The organism is Clostridium manihotivorum, assembly GCF_004015185.1.
Classification (GTDB): Bacteria; Bacillota; Clostridia; order Clostridiales; family Clostridiaceae; genus Clostridium_AR; species Clostridium_AR manihotivorum.
Map to the genome: position 1 here is coordinate 1711518 of NZ_CP025746.1, position 21776 is coordinate 1733293.

The following is a 21776-nucleotide window of genomic DNA, read 5'->3' on the forward strand; positions in this document are numbered from 1 at the left end:
AAGTGAATATTTAAGTGATGGTTATGTTCCCTCAGACTTATGGTTTGGGGGAACTTTTTATTTTGCGGTCTAAAAAGGATAAATCTTTTTAATAGCTAAACCTAGTTATGTAGAGGCTTTAGAACAGTTAGTTAGTGTAAATATAAAAAAAGAAATCTTATTTACCTGATATTTAAAATTGATGGAGTTAGAAATAAAGAACATTAGCCATTATCTATACATGTATTCAATAGCTAAATACTTTAGGTTAAGTTAAAAGTATAAACGTTGATTACGATAACGATAAATGATATGATTTATATAAAATTGAATAATTAGGATTATTTACCATAAGAAGACGGAAAATTTTTAGACTATTTTACGCAACTTAGATTTTCTATGAAGATGAGGTGAACTTTATTGGCAAAAGCAATAATTGAGACAAAAAGCGTATTTAAAAGCTTTAAATTGGGGGAAGAAAGTGTTGAAATTTTAAAAGATATAAATTTGACAATCGAAAAGGGGGAATTTGTTTCTATAATGGGGCCATCAGGCTCGGGAAAAAGCACTTTGTTATATCTTCTTGGGGGATTAGACAGTACCACCAGTGGAAAGGTATTAGTTAATGGAAAAGAGATTTCCGTTATGAAGGATAAAGAACAAAGCATAATGAGAAGAAGAGATATAGGATTTGTTTTTCAATTTTACAATTTGATTCCTAATCTAAATGTTGAAGAAAATATATTGCTACCTATACTTTTAGATGGAAAGAAAACAAAAGGGTATAAGAATAAGTTAGATGAAATCCTTGAAATAGTAGAATTGTCAAACCGGAGAAAGCATACTCCAAGAGAACTTTCCGGTGGACAACAGCAGAGAGTTGCAATTGCCAGAGCGTTAATTAATGAACCGGAAATAATTTTTGCAGATGAACCTATTGGTAATCTGGATTCAAAAACTGGTACTGAGGTAATGAAGCTATTACAAAAAATTAACAGAGAAAATAATAAAACCATTGTTCAAGTAACCCATTCTATAGAAGCAGCAGAGTATGGTACTAGGTTAGTTACAGTAAAGGATGGGGTAATTGTAGATAATCAGATATTAAATAATAAAATGACCATTGGATAGATGGTTAAGTATATTGAATGGAGAAATTTAATAATGTTAATTAGAAGATTTGGTAGAATATCTTGTATTGCTTTAGTTTTAGCAACATTAATACTTATGACAGCCTGTAAAAAACAAGAAACTACAGAAAATAAGGAAACAAAAGCTCAAGTAAAGCAGGAGGTTGAAGCTTCAGGTATAGTGAAAAGCTCTAATCAAAAAGTGATTTCTTTTGATGTGCCAGCAACAATTGATGATTTAATGGTTAGAGTTGGACAGAGGGTAAAAAAGGATGATATACTAGCGCATCTTTCTTTTGATACTAATAATGCCACAGTGAAAACAGAGAAAAATCAATATGAAAGAACCTTCTTTAAAAATGATAACATTGTTTGTGATTTAGACAATGCCATAATATCTCAAGTTGTTTATGAAAAAGGAGAAACTATCACTCCAGGAAAATATGCTTTTGAATTAATGGATACTAACAATCTATACGTTGAAGTAAATGTTCCAGAAGAGTTTATAAAAGATGTTAAGGATAAAGCAGAGGTGACTATTGTACCAACCTATGATACATCAAAAACTTTAAAAGGTAAGGTTATAGGAAAGTCTCAAATTGCTACAGCTAAAAATGGAGAAACTACAGTAGCTGTTGACATCTCTTTAGATGATAAAGATGACAATTTGCTGCCTAATTATAATGTAGAGGTGAAGATAAAGAAATAAGGTGATTAAATGAGAATTATTTTAAGATTTCTTTTTAAGAATATAAAAGAAAATAGATTTAGAAGCTTTTTAATTTTATTTGCCATAGCACTATCTTCAGCCTTTATATTAGCCTCAAATGCATTGACTAACTCACTTAATAAAACCTATATGAAGCAAATGAGGGCTTCCATAGGATCGGCAGAAATATATATATCACCTAATAGTAAATCCTCATCCCAATTTGTTGACTCCAACAAGTGCAAGGTATTTAGTGACAGATTGGAATATATAGTTTCAGTGCTTCAGGGCAGTGGTATATACAAAAAAAGTAATGACGAAGAATTAAAACTTTCAATTAATGGTTACAATTATGATGAATTAGCACAAGTAAATCCAGTAACCTTAAAAGAAAGTAGCAATGTTGAACCTTTTAAGGGGAAAAAAGTAATAATAAGCAGAAATTTTGCTGAGAAAAACAACTTTAAGGTTGGGGACAATATAACAATAAAAATTAATGAGGCAAACTATAAACTAAATATAGTAGCCATAGCTAATAATGAGGGGTTGTTTTTAAAGGAAAGTGAGTCATTCTGCTTTTTGGTTCCAAAGGATTTTATGGATACAATAATGCAAGCCAGTAATAGGGGCAATGTAATATATTTAAAAAACAAAGCTGGTGAAGGTAAGCAGAAGCTAATTGCGGATTTGAAAACTGAATATAAAGATTATGATGTGATGGAAACAATAACGGATGCAGATGTTCAAAGAAATACAACTATGGTTTCTCAATCTATGAAAATGATGAGCATAGTAGCATTGTTAATGAGTGGTTTTATAATTTATACAGCTTTTAAAGTCATAGTTTTAGAAAGATTACCTATTATAGGTACCTTTAGAAGTATAGGAGCAACTAAGAAGACTACAGATGTTATTCTTTTAGGAGAAAGCTTATTATATGGGATAATTGGAGGGGCTGTTGGTTCTGTCCTGGGTATTGCAGTGTTATACCTATTATGTTGGATTATAATGCAAGGTGGTTTTATAGTGTCATTGAAATATTCTGATTGTATAAAATCATTTGTTTTGGCTATTGTATTGTCTTTAGTAAGCTCTGCTATACCTATAATAAAAGCAATGAGATATTCCTTGAAAGAGATTATTTTAAATGACGTTTCACAAGAGGGAAAAAATAAGTTATGGAAACAAATACTAGGCGTTGTTCTTATTATTATTTTTAATATAGCACCAAGAGTAGCTGATACTAATTACTTACGGTTTATTGGTTCAATAAGCTTAGTATTTGTATTAATAGGAATAGTTCTTATTGTACCTTTATTAACAAGATTAGTTTCAGCTAGTTTTGGTAAATTAATTTGTATGATTTTTGGTAATGAAGGAGTTTTAGCGGTAAAAAATCTTAGAGAAAATAAAAGTGTGCTAAATAACATCTCTATTTTAGGCTTGGGGATTTCAGTAATTTTGATGATAAATATCATAAGTTCTAGCTTGGTAGCAAATGTTGGAAGCTTATTTACTGATGTGTATAAGTATGATATTTGGATTACAGGAAGTAATTTAAATGATGATTTAAAAAGAGTATTTGAAGCAGAAGATGGTATAAATGAAGGCTATGGAGCATATTCAGCTAAGAATGTGGAAATTGAAGGTAAGAATGAAAAGATTGGCTGGATTTCAGGAGTGCAGAGCAATAAGTATTTTGATTATTATAAAACTGATTTTATTGATAATCAACCAGAGGTTGTTAATAAACTCAACGAAGATAGAAACATTATAGTTTCTGCAACGTTAAGGGATAAATATAAATACAAAGAAAATGACGTTATTAATTTAAAGTTCAATGATAGTACAGAGAGTTATAAAATTATTGGTTTTATTGATACAGTAATTAACAATGGTAGCTATGCTTTAATATCAAGTAAATACTTAAAGGAAGATGCAAAAACAAGATATTATTCTGACATTCTTTTAAAAACCTATAAAAATCCTGTTCAAATAGAAAAACAATTAAAAAAGAAATTTGCTTCTAAAAAATTGGATATAAGAAGTCTAACCACTATGAAGGAAGCAAATATGAAAGAGAATCAACAGTTTATGAATATGCTGCAAGTACTTGTGACTATGGCGATGATAATTGGTGGGTTTGGAGTTCTAAATAATTTTATAATTAGTTTCATGGAAAGAAGACGATCATTTGCCATATTACGATCTGTGGGTATGAGTAAAAGTCAAAATCTAAAAGTACTATTTATTGAAGCCTTAACAGGAGGAACTATAGGTGGAATTATTGGTATTGTTGGAGGATCAGCTTTATGTTCTGTAATTCCATATGTAATTAAAGGTTTATCAGGCATACCATTCAATCTTCATATTGAAGCAAGTACATTTGTATTAGCACTTATTGCAGCAGTATCGATATCATTAATTGCTTCAGTTGGTCCAGCGCTTAAATCATCTAAATTAGGTATAATTGAAGGCATTAAATATGAGTAATAAATAGAATAATGAGGTCTCGTCTAATGAGGAGTATGGAGCTTTTTAAAAAGTAAAAAAGTTAAGAAGTTAAGAATTTATTGGAAACATGCCACTTTGAAGGATGTAATACCAATTATATTTGAAATAAATATGGCTTATCGTAAATATGCTCAAAAAAAATCAGTAGCTAGGTTAACAAATAAAGTTACCTAGCTACTTAAATTTTCTACTTAATTATTAACAATAGGTTGTTCTTCTAATATTAATAAATCATTTTCTTTACTATCTTCAACCTTTATAAGAATTACTCCGCCTATTACAAAGAGTAGCAATACACTAAAAACGCCATTTGAGGTTTTTCCGGTTATTGAAGCAACTAAACTAACTAAACTAGGTCCTAGAATTGCTGCAAATCTTCCAAATACATTGAAAATCCCAAAAAATTCATTATTCTTTTCTTTAGGAACAAGTTTTCCAAAGTAAGATCTGCTGATTGCTTGCATTCCGCCTTGAGAGGTTCCAACAAGTGCGGCTAAGATCAAAAATCCTACAATGTTATGAATGAAGTACCCGTAGATACAAATGATAGAATATATGACTATTCCGCTATATAACATTACTTTTGCCCCATACTTTTCTGCTAATTTACCATAAATAATTGAGGAAGGAAAGGCAACGAACATGATAAGTAGCAGTACTAGCAGCATACTAGAACTACTAATTCCAAGATCTGCACCAAAGGAGGTTGCCATAGTTATTATTGTATTAACTCCATCAATATAGAAGAAATAAGCTAACAGGAATATAAATATGTTTCTATGCTGTCTTACGCTAGATAGTGTTTTTATTAATCTCTTAAAGCTTTTACCAATAACTTTAGGTTCCTTTTCTATGCCATAGACTTGCTTTACGTTTTTAATCATCGGAAGTGAAAATAACAAACACCAAATTGCAGTTATTAGGAAGCATACTCTATAAGCTTGTGTAACGCTTATTGGAACTATGTTATTCTGAGCTAAGACTATGACTACCATGCAAATTGCTAGTGAAAGAATATCTCCTATATAACCTGCAGCAAAACCAATTGAAGAAACAATGTCCATTTTCTTCTTCTCAGAAACATCTATTAGGAATGCATCATAAAACACATTGCTGCCTGAATTTCCTATGTTACTTATAGTAAAAATTATTACGACAAGTATGTAGAAGGATTCCGGAACGATTCCTAAAAGACCTGTGGCAGCGATACCTATAATGCTGAATATTTTGAAAAACTTCATCTTGTAACCTCTATAGTCTGCTATAGTTCCCAAAATAGGTGCTAAAATTGCGATAAGGAATCTTCCGATTGAATTTAAGTATCCCCAGTAGACAGTAGCGGACGCTTCTGGAACCCCTCCGTTTGTTAACATAACTCTTAAATATAATGGGAATATGGTTGTTATAAGTATCATACTGTAGGTTGATATTGTACAATCATAAAGGATCCAGCTTTTTTCTTCTTTACTATACTTACTCATGATAGCCTCCTAAAATTATATATTTAAAATTGATTCTTGATACATAATAAAAGAAATATATTTAAACTCGTTACTTTATATTTTATTATGAGAACGTTAATTAAATGTTAAAAGTATAATAACTATGGGTTAAACTTGAAATAATCAAACCATTAAAGAACAATTGACGATAATATTAATCTAGTTACACTAAGATTAATGAGCTATAATAAGTAACAATAGAATCTTAAGAAGCAGAAGAGAAACTCTTCATAATAAAAGATAGAAGTCAGATACTTAAAAAAATCGCTGAAAAGTTTTCAGCGATTTTTAATGTACATAAAAGTATTATTCTGTTCTCTTTTTCACATTTATAGTTATTGTAAAAATTATAGATATAATAAGCAGTGCTAGTCCGGCATATACAAAAGCAACTCCGCTGCTACTTCCAGCAATGACAAGAAAAACTCCAAAGAGCATTCCTAAGAAGCCAAGCTTAGTAGCTCCTTTTTTATCTTGTTTAGTAACCTTATGTTTTAATTCAGCAACAAATTCATTATCTTGCCTAAGCGTAGCTTGTTCAGTTGTAATAGCTTCTCCATTTGCATAAGCTTTTAGGTTTTCCATAGCGTTTAGAAGTTTATAAAAGCTAGTTTTATCGGAAGTCATGATAGAACGTATGAACTTTCCGTTTTTATTATTGATATCTACTCCTATATCACCTGGAACACCATTTTGAGAAAAGTAATGCACATCAAAGTTTCCAAGAATATCTCCTCGAAGTATTTTGAAATGAGGACCATTAGAGGTTAAACTTTGAAATAATATAAATTTATTCCCTACTAATATAGTTGAGTCATTTATAATATGCTTGCCAAAAGCAGGATTTGTAATATCTGAATCAAAATCAGATATAGTTTCTCCAGAGATAAGATTATTTTCTATTTCTTTTTGATTTTTCATTAAACTGCTGCTACTTATTTCAGAGTTTAATCGTAAAAACTTTATGAAGAAAATAAGGACTATTAATAGAAAAGGTACTGTTAAGAATAAAGCTGTACCAGCAGCTCTAGAATCTAGCATAGGTAGTCCTATATAGATAGCAATTGATACTATTACAAGTATCACCACACTAGTTAGAGTTTTCTTCGCCATTGGTTTTCTCATTTCGGCACATTCTTTAGTTATTTGTTCGAGATATTTTGATTGATTCACTTACATATTCCCCCTTTATTGAAAAACAATGTTAAGTATAGCTCTTTGTGGCGCAAATTGTCAATATAGTATATAAAAGTGTTTAATTTATGAATATTATGACAAAATTGCAATTGCATATTATAGACTTTGTACAGTTGATAAACGTATACATTTATTAGATAATGTTAGCATAGCAATAATTTGAGTATGAACTGCAAAGTTCATAGTTAGGAGGAAGAAAAATGAGCACACCTATAAAAAAGTTTGATAAGCTACTACATGGTGGAGATTATAATCCTGATCAATGGTTAGATTATCCTGAAATATTAAAGCAAGACATTGAATTGATGAAAAAGGCACATGTTAATTGTGTTTCACTTGGGATATTTGCATGGGCTACCTTAGAGCCAGAAGAAGGAAAATATCAATTTGATTGGCTAGAAGAAGTTATTAATAATCTATATAAAGAAGGAATTTATACGGTTCTAGCAACTCCTACAGGGGCTATGCCAAAATGGCTTACAGAGAAGTATGAAGAAGTTCGTCAGGTTAGGGAAAACGGGGTTAGAAATTTGTCAGGAGGAAGGCATAATTTCTGTTACACCTCTCCGGTGATGAGGGAAAAGGCAAAAGCTATAGATACAGAATTAGCTAAAAGGTTTGGTAATCATCCAGCAGTTATATTATGGCATATTTCAAATGAACTAGGTGGAAATGGATCAGATGCATCTTGCCATTGTCCTTTATGTCAAGAAGCCTTTAGAGAATGGTTAAAAAACAAATATAAGAGCTTAGATGCTTTAAACCATGCATGGTGGACAAAGTTCTGGAGCCATACCTATACAAGCTGGGACCAAATTCATAGTCCAGCTCCAAATGGTGTGAACTTTATACATGGCTTGAAATTGGATTGGAAAAGATTTGTGACTGCTCAAACTCTAGAATTTTATAGCAAGGAATGTGAAACAGTTAAGAAATATAGCACAGATATACCTGTAACCACTAATATGATGGAGTTTTTCCAGTGTCTAGATTACTTTAAATTCAAGGATTATGTTGATATCATTTCTTGGGATGCGTACCCAAGCTGGCATGATGGCAAGGATGATATTGATTTAGCCATAAGATTTGCAGCTTGTCACAACATAATGAGATCAATCAAGAAAGCACCATTTTTGTTAATGGAAAGTACACCTTCTCTTACTAACTGGAAGCCTATTAACACACTTAAGAGACCTAAGATGCATATGCTTTCTTCTATGCAGGCTGTAGCACATGGTTCTAATAGTGTACAGTACTTCCAATGGAGGAAAAGTAGAGGAGCTTCAGAAAAATTACATGGTGCGGTGGTAGATCATTTTGGAAAAGAAGATACTAGAGTATTTAAAGATGTAACTGAAGTTGGAACTAGGCTAGAAGCGTTGACAGATAGAATTTATAAAACAATAAATAAGCCAAAGGTTGCAATTATATTTGACTGGGAAAACTGGTGGGCTATAGATGACGCACAGGGACCAAACAATATAGATATGAAGTATGTTGAGACAGTAACTAGTCATTATAAGGCTTTCTGGCAAATGGGTATTGATGTGGACTTTATTGATATGGAGCAGGAGCTTGATGATTATAAATTAGTTATTGCACCAATGACATACATGATAAAGAAGAAATTTGGAGAAAGAGTAAAAGAATTTGTTAAAGATGGCGGAAGCTTTGTTAGCTCTTATTGGAGTGGAATTGTAGATGAAACAGATTTGTGTTTCCTTGGGGGATTTCCAGGAATAATAGGAGAGGTTGTAGGAATAAGAAGTGAAGAAATTGACGCAATAAATGAAAATTATCCTAATAGTATCCACTATAATAACAAGTCTTACGAAGTGAGAGATTTATGTGATTTAATTCATTTACAAGGTGCAAAAGCCGAAGGATATTATGAAAAAGATTTCTATGAAGGAAGACCAGCACTCACTAGAAATGAATATGGAAAAGGAATGTCCTACTATATTGCAGCTAGAACCTCAGATGAATTTAATAGAGATTTTTATGGTAATCTAGTAAATGAAATAGGAATAGAAAAGAATATGAATATTAATCTACCTTACGGAGTAACTGTGGCTAAAAGGGTAGGAGAAAGTGAAGATTTCTTATTCGTTCAGAACTTTAATTCTAGTCCGGTTTCATTTGAGTTGGATAAAAAATATGAGATTGCAGAAGATGGGGTAGAGGTAAGTGGTAAATTAGAGTTAGAAGCTTATGGATGCATCATACTAAAAACTTTAAAGTAATACCCTGTTAAGATACAATGTTGAAATTAAGTGGTCAGTCATTCGATGCTTAAATGGCTTGTTTATATAGCAGCTCCTTAATAACCACTTAATTTCAACAACATTACCCAATATAGCTAATTACATCCGTATGTATCTAAGAAAAAGTAGAGGTATAAAAAATGTCACTGAAGTAGAAGTTCTTCAGTGACGTTTTTTTGCATTTATGATTTAAACTTTCTTAGTATATAAATTAGTTTTTAAATAAATATTTACAATTTTTTAAATCATAGTAAACATATTTTATTTAGCTGGTTTAAAATGATAAATTGTTAATTATAGGAGTTTAAAATAATAAGTTGTAAAAATAATGCTATATATTTATCAAATAAGTAAAAAAACTAAAAATATGATGATAATATTGTATTACTGTAACTTATTTGTTACTATATATACCATGCCGGTAGATTATGTATTTAATGGGGTTTTTATATATTAAATAAAAGTAATACAAGTTCTACCGAAAAAGGAAGCTACTATTTGGGGATTAATATTAAGGGATGTCTAAGTTAAATTAATCAAATAAATTATTGAACACTATAAAGCTTAATTAATATAGTGACTTTAATATTTATCTATTAATTTAACATTCATATATATAAATAAAAGGGGGTTATCAGTTTGTTAAAAACAAAAGCAGTTGCTTTATTGATGGCTGTAGCTGTTAGTATTGGCTCAGTATCATCAATTAATACAAACAGGATTAAAAATTTCGGGAAAAGCTTAGCTCTATCATCTAGTGAGGAATTAACACCAGTGGATTTAGCTATTGCCAATGATGAAAAAATCATTGAAATGTTAAAGAAAAAGGGGACAATCCCTAAAAATGCTACTCCAGAGCAAGCAAGCAAAATATTGAAAGATTATCTAAAAGATATCGAAAAGAAAAATGATGCAAGCTCTCAAAAGTTAAAGCAAATGGAGCAGGCAGGTATAAAGAAATTCTCACAGGAAGCTTCAAAGAAATCAACTTCTAAGAATGCTCAAAGTGTAGCTGCCAATGCAGAAAGCAACGGCAATATAACAAAGGGAAAGGCTTTAGTTATACTAGTTCAATTCCCTGATTTAATGCATAATAGTATAAAACCTGGTGAAACAGATATGTATTATCAAGATTATACTCCAGGCCACTTCTCAAATATGCTATTTGGAACAGATGGTTATGCAGGTCCAAATGGAGAGAAACTTATATCTATGAAGCAATACTATGATGAACAATCTGGTAAAACTTACGATTTTAGCGGGTCAGTAGTTGGCTGGTATACAGCTTCTCATCCAGCAGCTTACTATGGAGCACACACTGCTTCAGGTGGTAATGACTCTAACCCAAGAGCTTTGGTAAAAGAGGCACTTGTAGCTCTTGTAAAAGATAAAGGTGAAGACTTTTTAAAACAATTTGATTTGGAAAATCCATATGGTATTGTAGCAGGCGGTAAAAATCAGCCGGATGGTATAATAGACCACTTGATGATAATACATTCAGGTATTGGTGAAGAAGCTGGTGGAGGAGCATTAGGAGATAATGCAATCTGGTCACACAGCTCAAAGGTTTATTCCGTTTCAAATGGAGCAGCAGTTCCATGGAATATAACTGGTACAAAGATGTATGCATATCCATACACTATCGAACCTGAAGACGGAGCAGCAGGTGTTTTCTCTCATGAATATGGACATGACTTAGGACTTCCTGATGAATATGATATTAACTATACTGGTGCAGGTGAACCAGTAGCATACTGGTCAATAATGTCAGCTGGAAGCTGGTCAGGTAAAATACCTGGTACTGAACCATCAGGTTTCAGTCCATGGTGTAAACAGTATTTCCAAAATACCTATGGTGGAAACTGGTTCCATGGAACAACTGTTGATTACAAAGATATTACTGAGAAGGGTGCTTCTTATGTCCTAGATCAAGCTAGTGTAAAAGGTAAGAACAATGATTTTGTAAGAGTTAACTTACCTGACAAAGCAACAACTATAAATACTCCTGCTGAGGGTAAATATGAGTACTTTAGCGGTAAAGGTGATAACATAGACAACTCTATGGTTATACCTGGAGTTGATTTAACTAATGCTTCTACTTCACAATTGAGCTTTAAGACTTGGTACGATATAGAACCAGATTATGATTATGCTTCAATTCAAGTTAAAGCTGAAGGGGAAAGTAAATGGACATCTATTAAAGGTAATATAACTACAGATAAGAATCCAAATGAGCAAAACCCTGGTAACGGGATTACAGGAAAATCAAATGGTTGGGTAGATGCATCCTTTGATTTATCTGACTATAAGGGTAAGAAAGTTGATATCAAAATAGATTATTGGACAGATGGTGGTGCCACATATCCAGGTTTCTATGTAGATGATATTAAGTTAAGTACTAATAATGGTGTAGTTTTTGCGGACAATGCTGAAGGAGACGCTAAGTTAACTCTTAATGGATTTAAAAAAGATGACGGAAAAATGTATACAAAACAATATTATCTAATTGAATGGAGAAGTCATGCTGGAGTTGACGCAGCACTTGGAGATATAAAGAGAGGAAACAGTCTAATGTCCTATGACCCAGGTATGCTTATATGGTATGCTGATGATTTCTTCTCTGATAACTGTACAGGTCCAGTTTCAGCAGGTGGACATCCTGGAGATGGATTTGTTGGAGTAGTTGATGCAGATCAAACTATAAACAAGTGGAGCGACGGAACTGTAGCAACTACAAGATATCAATTAAATGATGCTGCATTTAGTCTTAAGAAGAGCTCTAATATGTTCTTAGATTATGGTACAAGGACATTAACAGATAATAAGACATTTATGCATCCAATATTTGATGATCAAAAACACTATATGAATAGTGAATTACCAGATGCAGGACGTAATATTCCAAAGCTTGGATTAAAGATATATGTAACTGCACAAAGCAAGGATATGAGTACAGGAACAGTTATGATAAAAAAATAATTTATAAGTGTGAAGGATTTTACTCTCTATCACCGATAAATTAATTTATTGTGGGATTGTTCCTATATGAAAACTTAGTTTATACTTGTTCGAAAATCGCAGTCTTTAGGGATTTTCGAGCATGTGTAGATTAATACTTAGATTAGGAACTCTATAATAGTTAAGGGTCTTTAATGGACAGGCTCTATACTAACTGAAAGGGTGAAAATGTTGAAAGTATTTAAAATAAGAAAAAAACTTGGCATTTTTCTAAGCTCCTTGCTGTTTGTGAATATGATATATCTAGGAAATACTAAAAACCAGGCATTAGCTGAGGATAAAGGTATTTCATTAAATAGTGTGACCGTTGAAAGTAAATATGTAGCTCCTGGGGGAAGCAATAAGCTAGTTATAGATGCTTCAACAGGTACTGCAGCAGGTTTAGCTGATGAGGCTAATGCACTATATGTCATGAAAACTGGTGAGGAAGAGAAAGAGATAGAGGTTTCTCTACCTTTGGTAAATGGTAAGTACGAAGGTAAAGTAAATATTCCAGATAGTAGTTATCTGGGGAACTGGCAACTAAGCTATGTAATTGTTGGGGATAAGGATGGAGATACTCAGATTTTTTATAATTCTGCAGTAAATTCAGGAGTCGGTATTAATTTGAGTTCAGCTGATTTCAAAGCTGGGGATGATAATGTTGGTCCTACCTTTGAAGCAATTTCAGTTAATAAGAATAAAGTCACTAAGCCATCTTCAGTTAATATCCAGATAAAAGCTAGTGATATAGACTCAGGTTTAGCAAAAGAAGCAAATCTTCTATATGTATTAAAGAATTCCAATGGGGAAGATGAAGAAAAAGAAGCTACATTGACACTAAAGGATGGACATTATGAAGGTAATTTGGATATAGATGAAAAATTCACTGCTGGAACTTGGCAAGTAAGCTTTATCACACTAAATGATAATGTTGGTAATGTATCAGTGGTTTATAATTCTAAGCTTCATGGTGATGGACTAGGTATAGACCTAAGTGCTGGACAGTTCGAGGTAACAGAGGATAAAGAAGCTCCAGTATTAAGTTCAATAGAAGTTGATAAAAAGTTTGTAAAAAAAGGTGATACAGTAAAGCTTAAGGTTAAAGCTAAGGATGAAAGTGGTCTAGCTAATGAAGCTAATGCTTTATATGTAATAAATACTGTTGGAGAACCAATAGAAAAGGAAGTTACTTTGAAGCTTAATGGAGATACCTACGAAGGAGATTTAACTATAGATGATTCCTTTACTTCAGGTACTGCAAAGCTAAGCTATATAGTAATGCAAGATATATTGGATAATGTTGGCATTGTCTATAATTCTGATGTTAATGCAGGTGTAGGCGTAAACTTAAGCTCAGCAGATTTTGTAGTGGATCTTATAGCTCCTGGAGCACCAAGTGTAAAGTTAAGCACTGAGGAACCAACTAATAAAGATGTTGCTGTATCAATAGCTTCCGAGGATCCTGAAGCTAAGCTACAATATAAGTTAAAAGAAAATGCAGAATGGATAGACTATGCTGGAAGCTTTAACGTTACAGAAAATACTAATATCTATGCAAGAGCTACGGATAAAGCAGGAAATATTGGTGAAACTGTAGTAAAAGAAGTTAAAAATATAGATAAGGTTCCACCGGTTGTTACGGTAACAGGGGTAGAGGATAAAGCTGTATACAGTAAGGCTGTTAAGCCTGTTGTTACTACTGAAGATTTGAACTCTGTGGCAGTAACTGAACTTTTAAATGATAAAGCTTATAATGGTGAAGAAATAACCGCAGAAGGCAACTATACTTTAAAAGTTACAGCTATTGATAAGGCTGGAAATATAACAGAAGTAGTGAAGAATTTTGTTATAGATAAAACAGCTCCTTCACTTTCTATAGAAGGTGTGGAGAATAATGGTCTATACAATAAAACTGTAAATCCAAAGGTAATAGCTGATGATAAGGATGCAGTTGTAACTTTAACGCTTAATGGCAATCCATACAATGGAGAACCAATTGGTGCAGAAGGAAACTACACCTTAAAAGCTACGGCTGTTGATAAGGTTGGCAATCAGAGTGATACCTCTATAAGCTTTGCTATAGATAAGACAGCACCTAAAGTTACTGTAGCAGGAGTAGAAGATAGAGCCATATATAATAAGTCAGTTAAAGCTACAGTAACCACAGAAGATGTAAATCAAGTTACAGTTACTGAACTTCTCAATGATAAAGCATATAATGGTGAAGATATAACTGCTGAAGGCAGCTATACTCTGAAGATTACAGCTGTTGATAAGGCAGGAAATGTAAGTGAAGTAGTGAAAAACTTTGTAATAGACAAGAGTACTCCAGCTTTATCCATATCAGGAGTAGAAAACAATGGATTGTACAATAAAGCAGTTAATCCTAAGGTAATAGTTGATGATAAGGATGCAGTTGTTACTATTATGTTAAATGACAAGCCATATAATGGTGAGGCAATAAGTGAAGAAGGAATATATGTACTAAAGGCTACAGCAGTAGATAAGGCAGGAAATAAGAGCGATATGGCTATAACTTTTGTTATAGATAAAACAGCTCCTACAATTAAAGTTTCTGGTGTTGAAGATGGTAAGAGCTATGATAACAGCATAGTTGTTGCAACAATAGAAACTGATGATAAAGCTGCTTCTGTGTCTGTACAGTTAGACAGTAATCCAGTTACTTTAACTGCTGAAGGCAAGATAGCTATTGGAGCTGAAGGTAGTCATACACTTGTTGTAAAAGCAGTAGACAAAGCTGGTAATAGTTTTGAGAAAACAATTAAATTTACTTTAAGCTTAAGCGTAACTGCAGATGGAAAGTCTACGGCAGATGCAATTAAAGCTGCTATAAATAATTCAAAAGCAGGTGCTCCTATTGTTGTAAATGCAGTAAGTAACCCAATAATTAAGCAGGAAGTGCTTTCTGCCATAAAAGGTATAGATAAGGATGTAACCTTTGTGGTTGAAAGTCAAGGAATTACATTACAATATACAATAAACGGTAAAGATATCGCTAATATTTCAAAGGATGTGGATTTAACCTTAAATCCTTCGGCGCCTAATGGCAAAGTTATTAGTAAGATTGCTAGTGATGCTCAGATAATATCCTTTAGATATGAAGGGGTACTTCCAGCTCCTATGAAGGTGAGAATACCTGTTGATTCAAACAAACTTGATGCAACTAAACCAATATACTTCTATTACTACAATCCTTCAACAAAGAATACTGAATTAGTTGGAGATAAGTTAACTGCGTATAAGGTAGGCAATCAATATTATGTGGATGTAGTAATAAAACATTGCAGCGATTACTTCTTAACTAATAAAGATAATGCTACAGTTACAAAGAGAGTAGAAACTTTAGTTAAGACTGGATCCATAATAGATTCAAATGCATTGATTTTATTAGGCTTATTAGCTGTAGGGTTTGGAGCAGTTGTATTTGCCGCAACGAAGAGAAAAACTGCTAATCAAAAGTAATGGATTAGTGTAAATATTAAAAAGTCTTAGATAATAGGGTGTCTAGTAGTGATTATTAGTAATCATAAAAGATGCTCTATTATTTTTTACTGTATAGGAAAATGTAAAAAGGATTCTAGTTAAACCTAGCAATATTATGATTTATAACAGTTATTTAAGGGGAACAGTAAAAAAAAAAATCTTATTCGCCTGCCAGATTTTCCTCATATACATTCGGAAAGGCAGATGCGCAAAAAAAAGCTCACTGAAGAAGGCCGCTTCAGTGACTTTTTTACTGTATAGTAAAATGTAAAAAGGATTCTAGCTAAACCTAATTAGTAAATTTTATTTTTAACTTGAATATAATATCTATATAAGTTAGTTATTGGAGGACAAGTTTTGTGGTAAAGCTATTGAAAAGTATATTCAATTTTAATAATTTTAGGGAAGCTATGATAGAAAGTTTTCTTGGAAGAGTTGAATTAACTACAGAGGATTTTGTTAGTATATCTAATATTGTTAAGAATATTAATACTAATAACTTGAATCAATAATTAAAATACTTTATGAATTAAGAATATAACCATGCATTAATAGGGAGAGTAGGTGACCTAGATGCATGGATTTCTTTTATTATCAGTTTTGCGACTTATTCACCTATAGAGTTTCTAATACAGCAATAAGTTAATAAGTTGAAGTTAGAATCTTTAGTTCTAATACTAATTTAATATCTTATGATAGAATATGAATATATAACTTAAGGCATATTTACAACAAATAAAGCAGATATATTTTTATGTTTTCTTAATATTCAATAACAAGTAAAGCAATTAGTTAATTTAATTGGAGGTAAGTAAATGTATAGTGTAATGATAATTGAAGATGATAAAAAGCTAAGCCTTCTTATAAAAAATCATCTTGAAAAGTACGGTTATAAGTCTCAAATTATAGAAGATTTCAATAATATAAAAACTGAATTTATAAAAAACAATCCTCATATTGTGCTTATGGATATAAACTTACCAGTTTTTGATGGATTTTATTGGTGTAGAGACATAAGGACCATATCAAATGTACCAATAATATTCATATCAGCTAGAGATTCTGATATGGATCAAGTCATGGCCATTGAAAATGGAGGGGATGATTACATAACCAAACCATTTTCTTATGATGTGCTGTTGGCTAAGATAAAAGGTGTTATAAGGCGGGTCTATGGAAGTTATGCGGAAAACACAAGTAGTGAGGTTCTTGAGACCAATGGAATGTTTTTATATATAAATCAAAATGTTGTAGAGTATAAAGGTAAGAAAATTGAGCTTAGCAAGAAAGAGTTTCAACTTTTATATTCGCTTATAAAGAATGCAAATAAGATTGTAACTAGGGAGAACTTATTAGAAGTGTTATGGAATGATGTGGATTTTGTTGATGATAATACCCTATCAGTAAATATGACTAGGGTAAGAAAGAGACTTGAAGAGGTTGGTATCTCAGATGTTATTGAAACTAAAAGGGGGCAGGGCTATAGAATAATAGTAAGCTGGTAAGCTTGAAGTAGGTGAAGAATATGAAATTTAGGGATTTCCTTAAGGATAGAGTTTTATATATGGGTGTATATTTTATAAGTAACGCTGCTGTTATTCTTATAATGTATTTAACGCTAATAATAAATAAGATTAACATAACTAAAAGTAATGTGTTCTATGCTTTTTTTGTTTCTACAATATTATTTCTGTTGTTTATATTCTGGGATTACTTTAGAAATAGAAGCTTTTTAAAGCAGTTAGAATTGATACTTCAGTCAGAAGATAGTCTGAATAAGTCTCTTAGTTTGGGAAATGGTTCAAGTAAAGAACAAGAGATTTTTAAAAAGATATTGATTAAAATACATAAGCATGCAGGTGAAAAGACTATAAAATATGAAGAGACACATAAACAATATATGCATTTTGTAAATCAATGGGTGCATCAAATGAAGACTCCTGTATCAGTTATTAACCTTATGCTTCAAGATCAAACTGATAGTGAGCACAGAGAGGTATTTGATAGCATTTTAGAGGAAAATGAAAAGATATCCCATGGTCTTGATATGATGCTTAATAATGCTAGGCTCAGTGAATTTAATCTTGATTTTAAAGTGGAAAGTCTGGATATAATATCAATTGCAAGAAAGGTTATTAATGATAATAAAAAATCTATGATAAGAAACCGCATTTTCCCTAAGATAAATGTTAGTGAAAATATATCGGTGAAAACTGATAAGAAGTGGATATATTTTGTTATAAATCAAATAGTAATAAATGCTATAAAGTATTCTAACTGTGATGATGATAAAAGCAAATCTATTTTCTTTTCAGTTAGCGAAGAGGAGGCTACTACAACACTTTCTATAACTGATGAAGGTATAGGCATTCCTAAAGAGGACTTAAGCAGAATCTTTAACGCCTTCTTTACAGGTAAAAATGGCAGAAAAACTTCTGAGTCCACAGGTATGGGGATGTATTTATCTAAGAGAGTTTGCGATGAATTAGGCCATGAATTGAAGGTTATATCGGAAGAAGGAAAAGGAACTACTTTTTTCATAGTTTTCTATAATGGCAAGAACTTATTTAAGCTTTAATCTTTCAATATTGTAAGATTAATATTATTTTTGAAAGGGAAATCGATACATTGATTTCTCTATTTTTTTTATAATGTATACATAACAATGCTTGAGTACAAAGTGATAGATTTTCATTTTGCTTTTACTATCAAGTAATTGTTAAAGAATTTCTATATAGAAGCTAATTTATACTTGTTCGAAAATCCGGGCTTTAGACATATTTAGGCATGTATAAATTAATAGTTAAATCAGTAGCTTAAAACTTAAAATACTTAAAGTGTAATTGGGAGGAAGGATAATATGGTGGTACTTAAAGCAGAAAATATAACTAAGATTTATGGTGATAGAAGAGGGAGTTTAACAGTGAAAGCTCTGGATATGTTTAACATAAATATTGAAAAAGGAGAGTTTGTCGGTGTCATGGGACCTTCAGGAAGTGGAAAGAGTACTCTTCTTAATATTCTTGCAACTATTGATACTCCATCTTCAGGGGAGCTTTTTATAAATGGAGTGAACCCAAGCAAGCTCGATGAAACTAGAGCAGCATTATTTAGAAGGAAAGAACTTGGCTTTATATTTCAAGATTTCAACCTTTTAGACTCGCTATCAATAAAGGAAAATATAATACTTCCATTGGTACTAGATAAACTCAAGGTATCAGAAATAGAAAAGAAAGTAGGGGATATCGCTGAGCTATTGAATATAAAGGAAATTTTAAATAAAAGACCATATGAAACTTCTGGTGGACAGCAGCAAAGAGCAGCTTGTGCCAGAGCACTTATTCATGACCCATCAATAATATTAGCTGACGAACCAACTGGCAATCTTGATTCTAAAGCGTCTCAAGATGTTATGGAATCACTGAGTAATTTAAATAAAGAAAAGAAAGCAACTATTATGATGGTAACACACGATCCTTTTGCAGCCAGTTTCTGTGAAAGAATAATTATGATAAAGGATGGAAAGCACTTTTTAGAAATAGTAAAAGGGGGAAATAGGCAGGCTTTCTTTAAGGAAATAATGGATTCACTTACGCTTATAGGAGGACGATATAATGACCTTGCGTAATATTGCTCTTAAGAATATAAAAGGTAATCTTGAAAAGTTTGTAATGTACTATTTTAGCAATGCCCTAGTGGTAATGGTATTCTTCATATTTGCAAACTTTTTAATGAATCCTCAAGTGAGAAATATAAAAGTTATGGGACAAATGGGAGCCATTACTACAGAAGCTATGTACCTTTGCGAAATCGTAATACTTGTATTTACACTGGTCTTTACCAATTACTCCATATCAAGCTTTCTAAAGTCAAGGGAAAAGGAATTTGGATTGCTTACTATGTTTGGGCTTACCAGAAGGCAGATAAGAAGCTATATCATGTTTGAGAACCTAGCTGTAGCTATACTGTCAATAGGAACAGGACTTGTTTTTGGAATAATTTTTTCAAAGCTTTTCTTTATGGCTGTGTCAGCTATATTAATCTTAGATACAGAACTTCCACTAATGGTTTCGTTTAAAGCTATAATTTTGACAGCAATTTGTTTCTTAATATTATTTCAAGGGATATGTTTTATATCAAGCTATAAGGTTAAGAACAACAATATTATAGAATTATTAAAAGGTTCTAAGATTGCAAAACCGGTACCTAAGTTTTCTGTTAAGAAGGCTATAGCTGGTATAGTTCTTATCGCCTTGGGATATATTATGGCTTTGATATCAGGGCAAGCTATTATTTTTACTATGCTTCCTATTTTAGTTGTTACCGTAGCTGGAACCTATATGTTCTACTCTCAATTTAGTGTTTATTTTACAAACAAGCTTCAGAGGAATAAAAAAGTGTTTTACAAAGGCATAAATATGATAACCTTATCTCAGATAATATATAAACTTAAAGACAATTCAAGGATATTGTTTGCAGTATCAATACTTTCAGCAGTAACTTTGACAGCTTCAGCATCGGTATATTCTTTTCAAAAAGTTGTTCAAAAGAATATTGTAGTTAACTTTCCACAAGATATTAGCTTCATAGAAGATGGGATAGAATCGCACAAGATAATATCTACTGAAAGCATAGATAGCATTCTTAAGTCCTATGGAAATGAAATACAAGGAAAAACTAAGGCTATTCTATTAAAAGGCACTAATGAAGGAATTGATAAAGCTGAAAAGCAAAAAGGATTAAATAATACGAAGGATTTTTATATTATATATGTTGCAAGATGAAAATTTCGATATGATATTTAGGTAAGAACATCCATTAATATAAGATAACTAAAATATCCAAACTAGAATATAAAATAAAAATTATAGCGAGGTTTTAAATATGGATATTTTGATTCTTAATAAGATTGCTGGGCATGAAGATGATATAAACGAGTTAAAATCAGCTTTAAAAAAGACTAAAAACACAAGGTTATATAAAAGATATTCTGTTTTACTTAAGCATTTTGATGGATTTACAAATAGAAAAATAGCTGAAATGGAGAATCTAGAAGAACATACTGTTTCTACATATATAAAAAATTATAAATCAAAAGGAATAGATGGATTAAATATTGGCCACGGCGGCGGAGCGCAAAGAAAATCAATTCACTTCAAGAGAAGCTCATTGTAGAAACTATAACTACAAAAACTCCAGAAGATGTAGGCTTCGAATCTAAAATGAATTGGACTATTGAATTAGTGAGGCAATGGGTTATTAAAGAATTTAATATAAATATGTCACATAGAGGAATAGCATATGTACTTCATAGATTAAATTTAAGTTATACTAGACCTACTTACGTCTTGAAGCGAAAGCTGATAAAGAAAAGCAAGAAATTTTTAAAAGTGACTTTAAAGCTTTAAAAAAAATGCCTCAATGGCTTAGTTGATACCATCTTATTTGAAGATGAATCAATGATTAGAGATTATCAAGCAATTCAAAAGAGCTGGTTTATAAGAGGACAACAAAGGAAAATTCCTACGTTCGGTAAAAATGCAGGTGTTAAACTTATGGGAATATTGGATTACGAGACTGGTAACGTATATTGCGAGGAACATGAAAGATATGACGCTAAGATATTTAATGACTTTTTTAGAAAACGTACTTAAGCAGTATCCAAAAGGAAAAATTGTTGTGGTATTAGACAATGCTAAGATTCATCATGCAAAGCTGATTCAGCCATTTCTTAATAGAGTTAAAGATAGGCTTGAATTGATGTTTTTACCACCGTATAGTCCAGAAATGAATCTTATAGAGGGGTTATGGGGATGGCTAAAGGCATCTGTTATTAACAATGTCTTTTATAAATCTCTGCCACAAGTTAGAACTGCAATTCAAAAGTTTATAAGTAACATAAATAAGGTTCCTACTCAAACAATAGACAGGCTATGTGTTAGATTGTAGAAACCAATTTGCAATATATATATTTCAA

The 21776-nt window shown here is 31.8% G+C and carries 13 protein-coding genes and 1 pseudogene; 12 read left to right on the forward strand and 2 right to left on the reverse strand.

The features are described from left to right. Positions 1–399 precede the first annotated feature (399 nt). The 3 genes from C1I91_RS07755 to C1I91_RS07765 are packed head-to-tail and all read left to right on the forward strand — an operon-like array spanning position 400 to position 4311. Complete coding sequence (locus tag C1I91_RS07755; RefSeq protein WP_128212357.1) at positions 400–1110, forward strand: ABC transporter ATP-binding protein; 711 nt, start codon at positions 400–402, stop codon at positions 1108–1110. Positions 1111–1143: 33 nt separating this feature from the next. Further along, positions 1144–1818: an efflux RND transporter periplasmic adaptor subunit gene (locus C1I91_RS07760; RefSeq protein ID WP_164880479.1), complete on the forward strand. Its 675-nt coding sequence runs from the start codon at positions 1144–1146 to the stop codon at positions 1816–1818. A 9-nt stretch (positions 1819–1827) separates the two neighbouring features. Beyond that, positions 1828–4311, forward strand: a complete 2484-nt coding sequence (locus tag C1I91_RS07765) for an ABC transporter permease (RefSeq protein WP_128212359.1) — start codon at positions 1828–1830, stop codon at positions 4309–4311. Between the two features lie 212 nt (positions 4312–4523). Here the strand turns inward: C1I91_RS07765 and C1I91_RS07770 are convergent, their stop codons facing one another. Together C1I91_RS07770 and C1I91_RS07775 are read right to left on the reverse strand one after the other, a co-directional pair. Beyond that, positions 4524–5813 carry an MFS transporter gene (locus C1I91_RS07770; RefSeq protein ID WP_128212360.1) on the reverse strand — a complete coding sequence of 430 codons (1290 nt, stop codon included), beginning with the start codon at positions 5811–5813 and terminating at the stop codon, positions 4524–4526. Between the two features lie 327 nt (positions 5814–6140). Then, entirely contained in the window at positions 6141–7007 is an 867-nt protein-coding gene (locus C1I91_RS07775) for a hypothetical protein (protein WP_128212361.1), read from the reverse strand. A 224-nt stretch (positions 7008–7231) separates the two neighbouring features. Here C1I91_RS07775 and C1I91_RS07780 point away from each other — a divergent pair, with 224 nt between their 5' ends. The 9 genes and pseudogenes from C1I91_RS07780 (at position 7232) to C1I91_RS07815 (ending at position 21748) form a co-directional block, all read left to right on the forward strand. Then, positions 7232–9274 (forward strand): beta-galactosidase, encoded by a 2043-nt coding sequence (locus tag C1I91_RS07780; protein ID WP_128212362.1) that lies wholly within the window; start codon positions 7232–7234, stop codon positions 9272–9274. A gap of 660 nt (positions 9275–9934) precedes the next feature. Beyond that, positions 9935–12274, forward strand: a complete 2340-nt coding sequence (locus C1I91_RS07785) for an immune inhibitor A domain-containing protein (protein WP_128212363.1) — start codon at positions 9935–9937, stop codon at positions 12272–12274. A gap of 210 nt (positions 12275–12484) precedes the next feature. Then, positions 12485–15778 carry an Ig-like domain repeat protein gene (locus C1I91_RS07790; RefSeq protein WP_164880480.1) on the forward strand — a complete coding sequence of 1098 codons (3294 nt, stop codon included), beginning with the start codon at positions 12485–12487 and terminating at the stop codon, positions 15776–15778. A gap of 380 nt (positions 15779–16158) precedes the next feature. Further along, complete coding sequence (locus tag C1I91_RS28085; RefSeq protein ID WP_164880481.1) at positions 16159–16311, forward strand: hypothetical protein; 153 nt, start codon at positions 16159–16161, stop codon at positions 16309–16311. Between the two features lie 303 nt (positions 16312–16614). After that, positions 16615–17304, forward strand: coding sequence for a response regulator transcription factor (locus C1I91_RS07795; RefSeq protein ID WP_128212365.1), 690 nt, complete (start codon positions 16615–16617; stop codon positions 17302–17304). 20 nt (positions 17305–17324) lie between these two features. Then, positions 17325–18377, forward strand: a complete 1053-nt coding sequence (locus C1I91_RS07800) for a sensor histidine kinase (RefSeq protein WP_128212366.1) — start codon at positions 17325–17327, stop codon at positions 18375–18377. A 282-nt stretch (positions 18378–18659) separates the two neighbouring features. Next, positions 18660–19427: an ABC transporter ATP-binding protein gene (locus C1I91_RS07805; RefSeq protein ID WP_128212367.1), complete on the forward strand. Its 768-nt coding sequence runs from the start codon at positions 18660–18662 to the stop codon at positions 19425–19427. Then, on the forward strand, positions 19414–20583 hold the full coding sequence (locus C1I91_RS07810; RefSeq protein WP_128212368.1) for an FtsX-like permease family protein: 1170 nt from the start codon (positions 19414–19416) through the stop codon (positions 20581–20583). Before C1I91_RS07805 ends, C1I91_RS07810 begins: the two co-directional genes overlap by 14 nt. A gap of 100 nt (positions 20584–20683) precedes the next feature. Next, a pseudogene (locus C1I91_RS07815) lies at positions 20684–21748 on the forward strand (IS630 family transposase). Positions 21749–21776 lie beyond the last annotated feature (28 nt).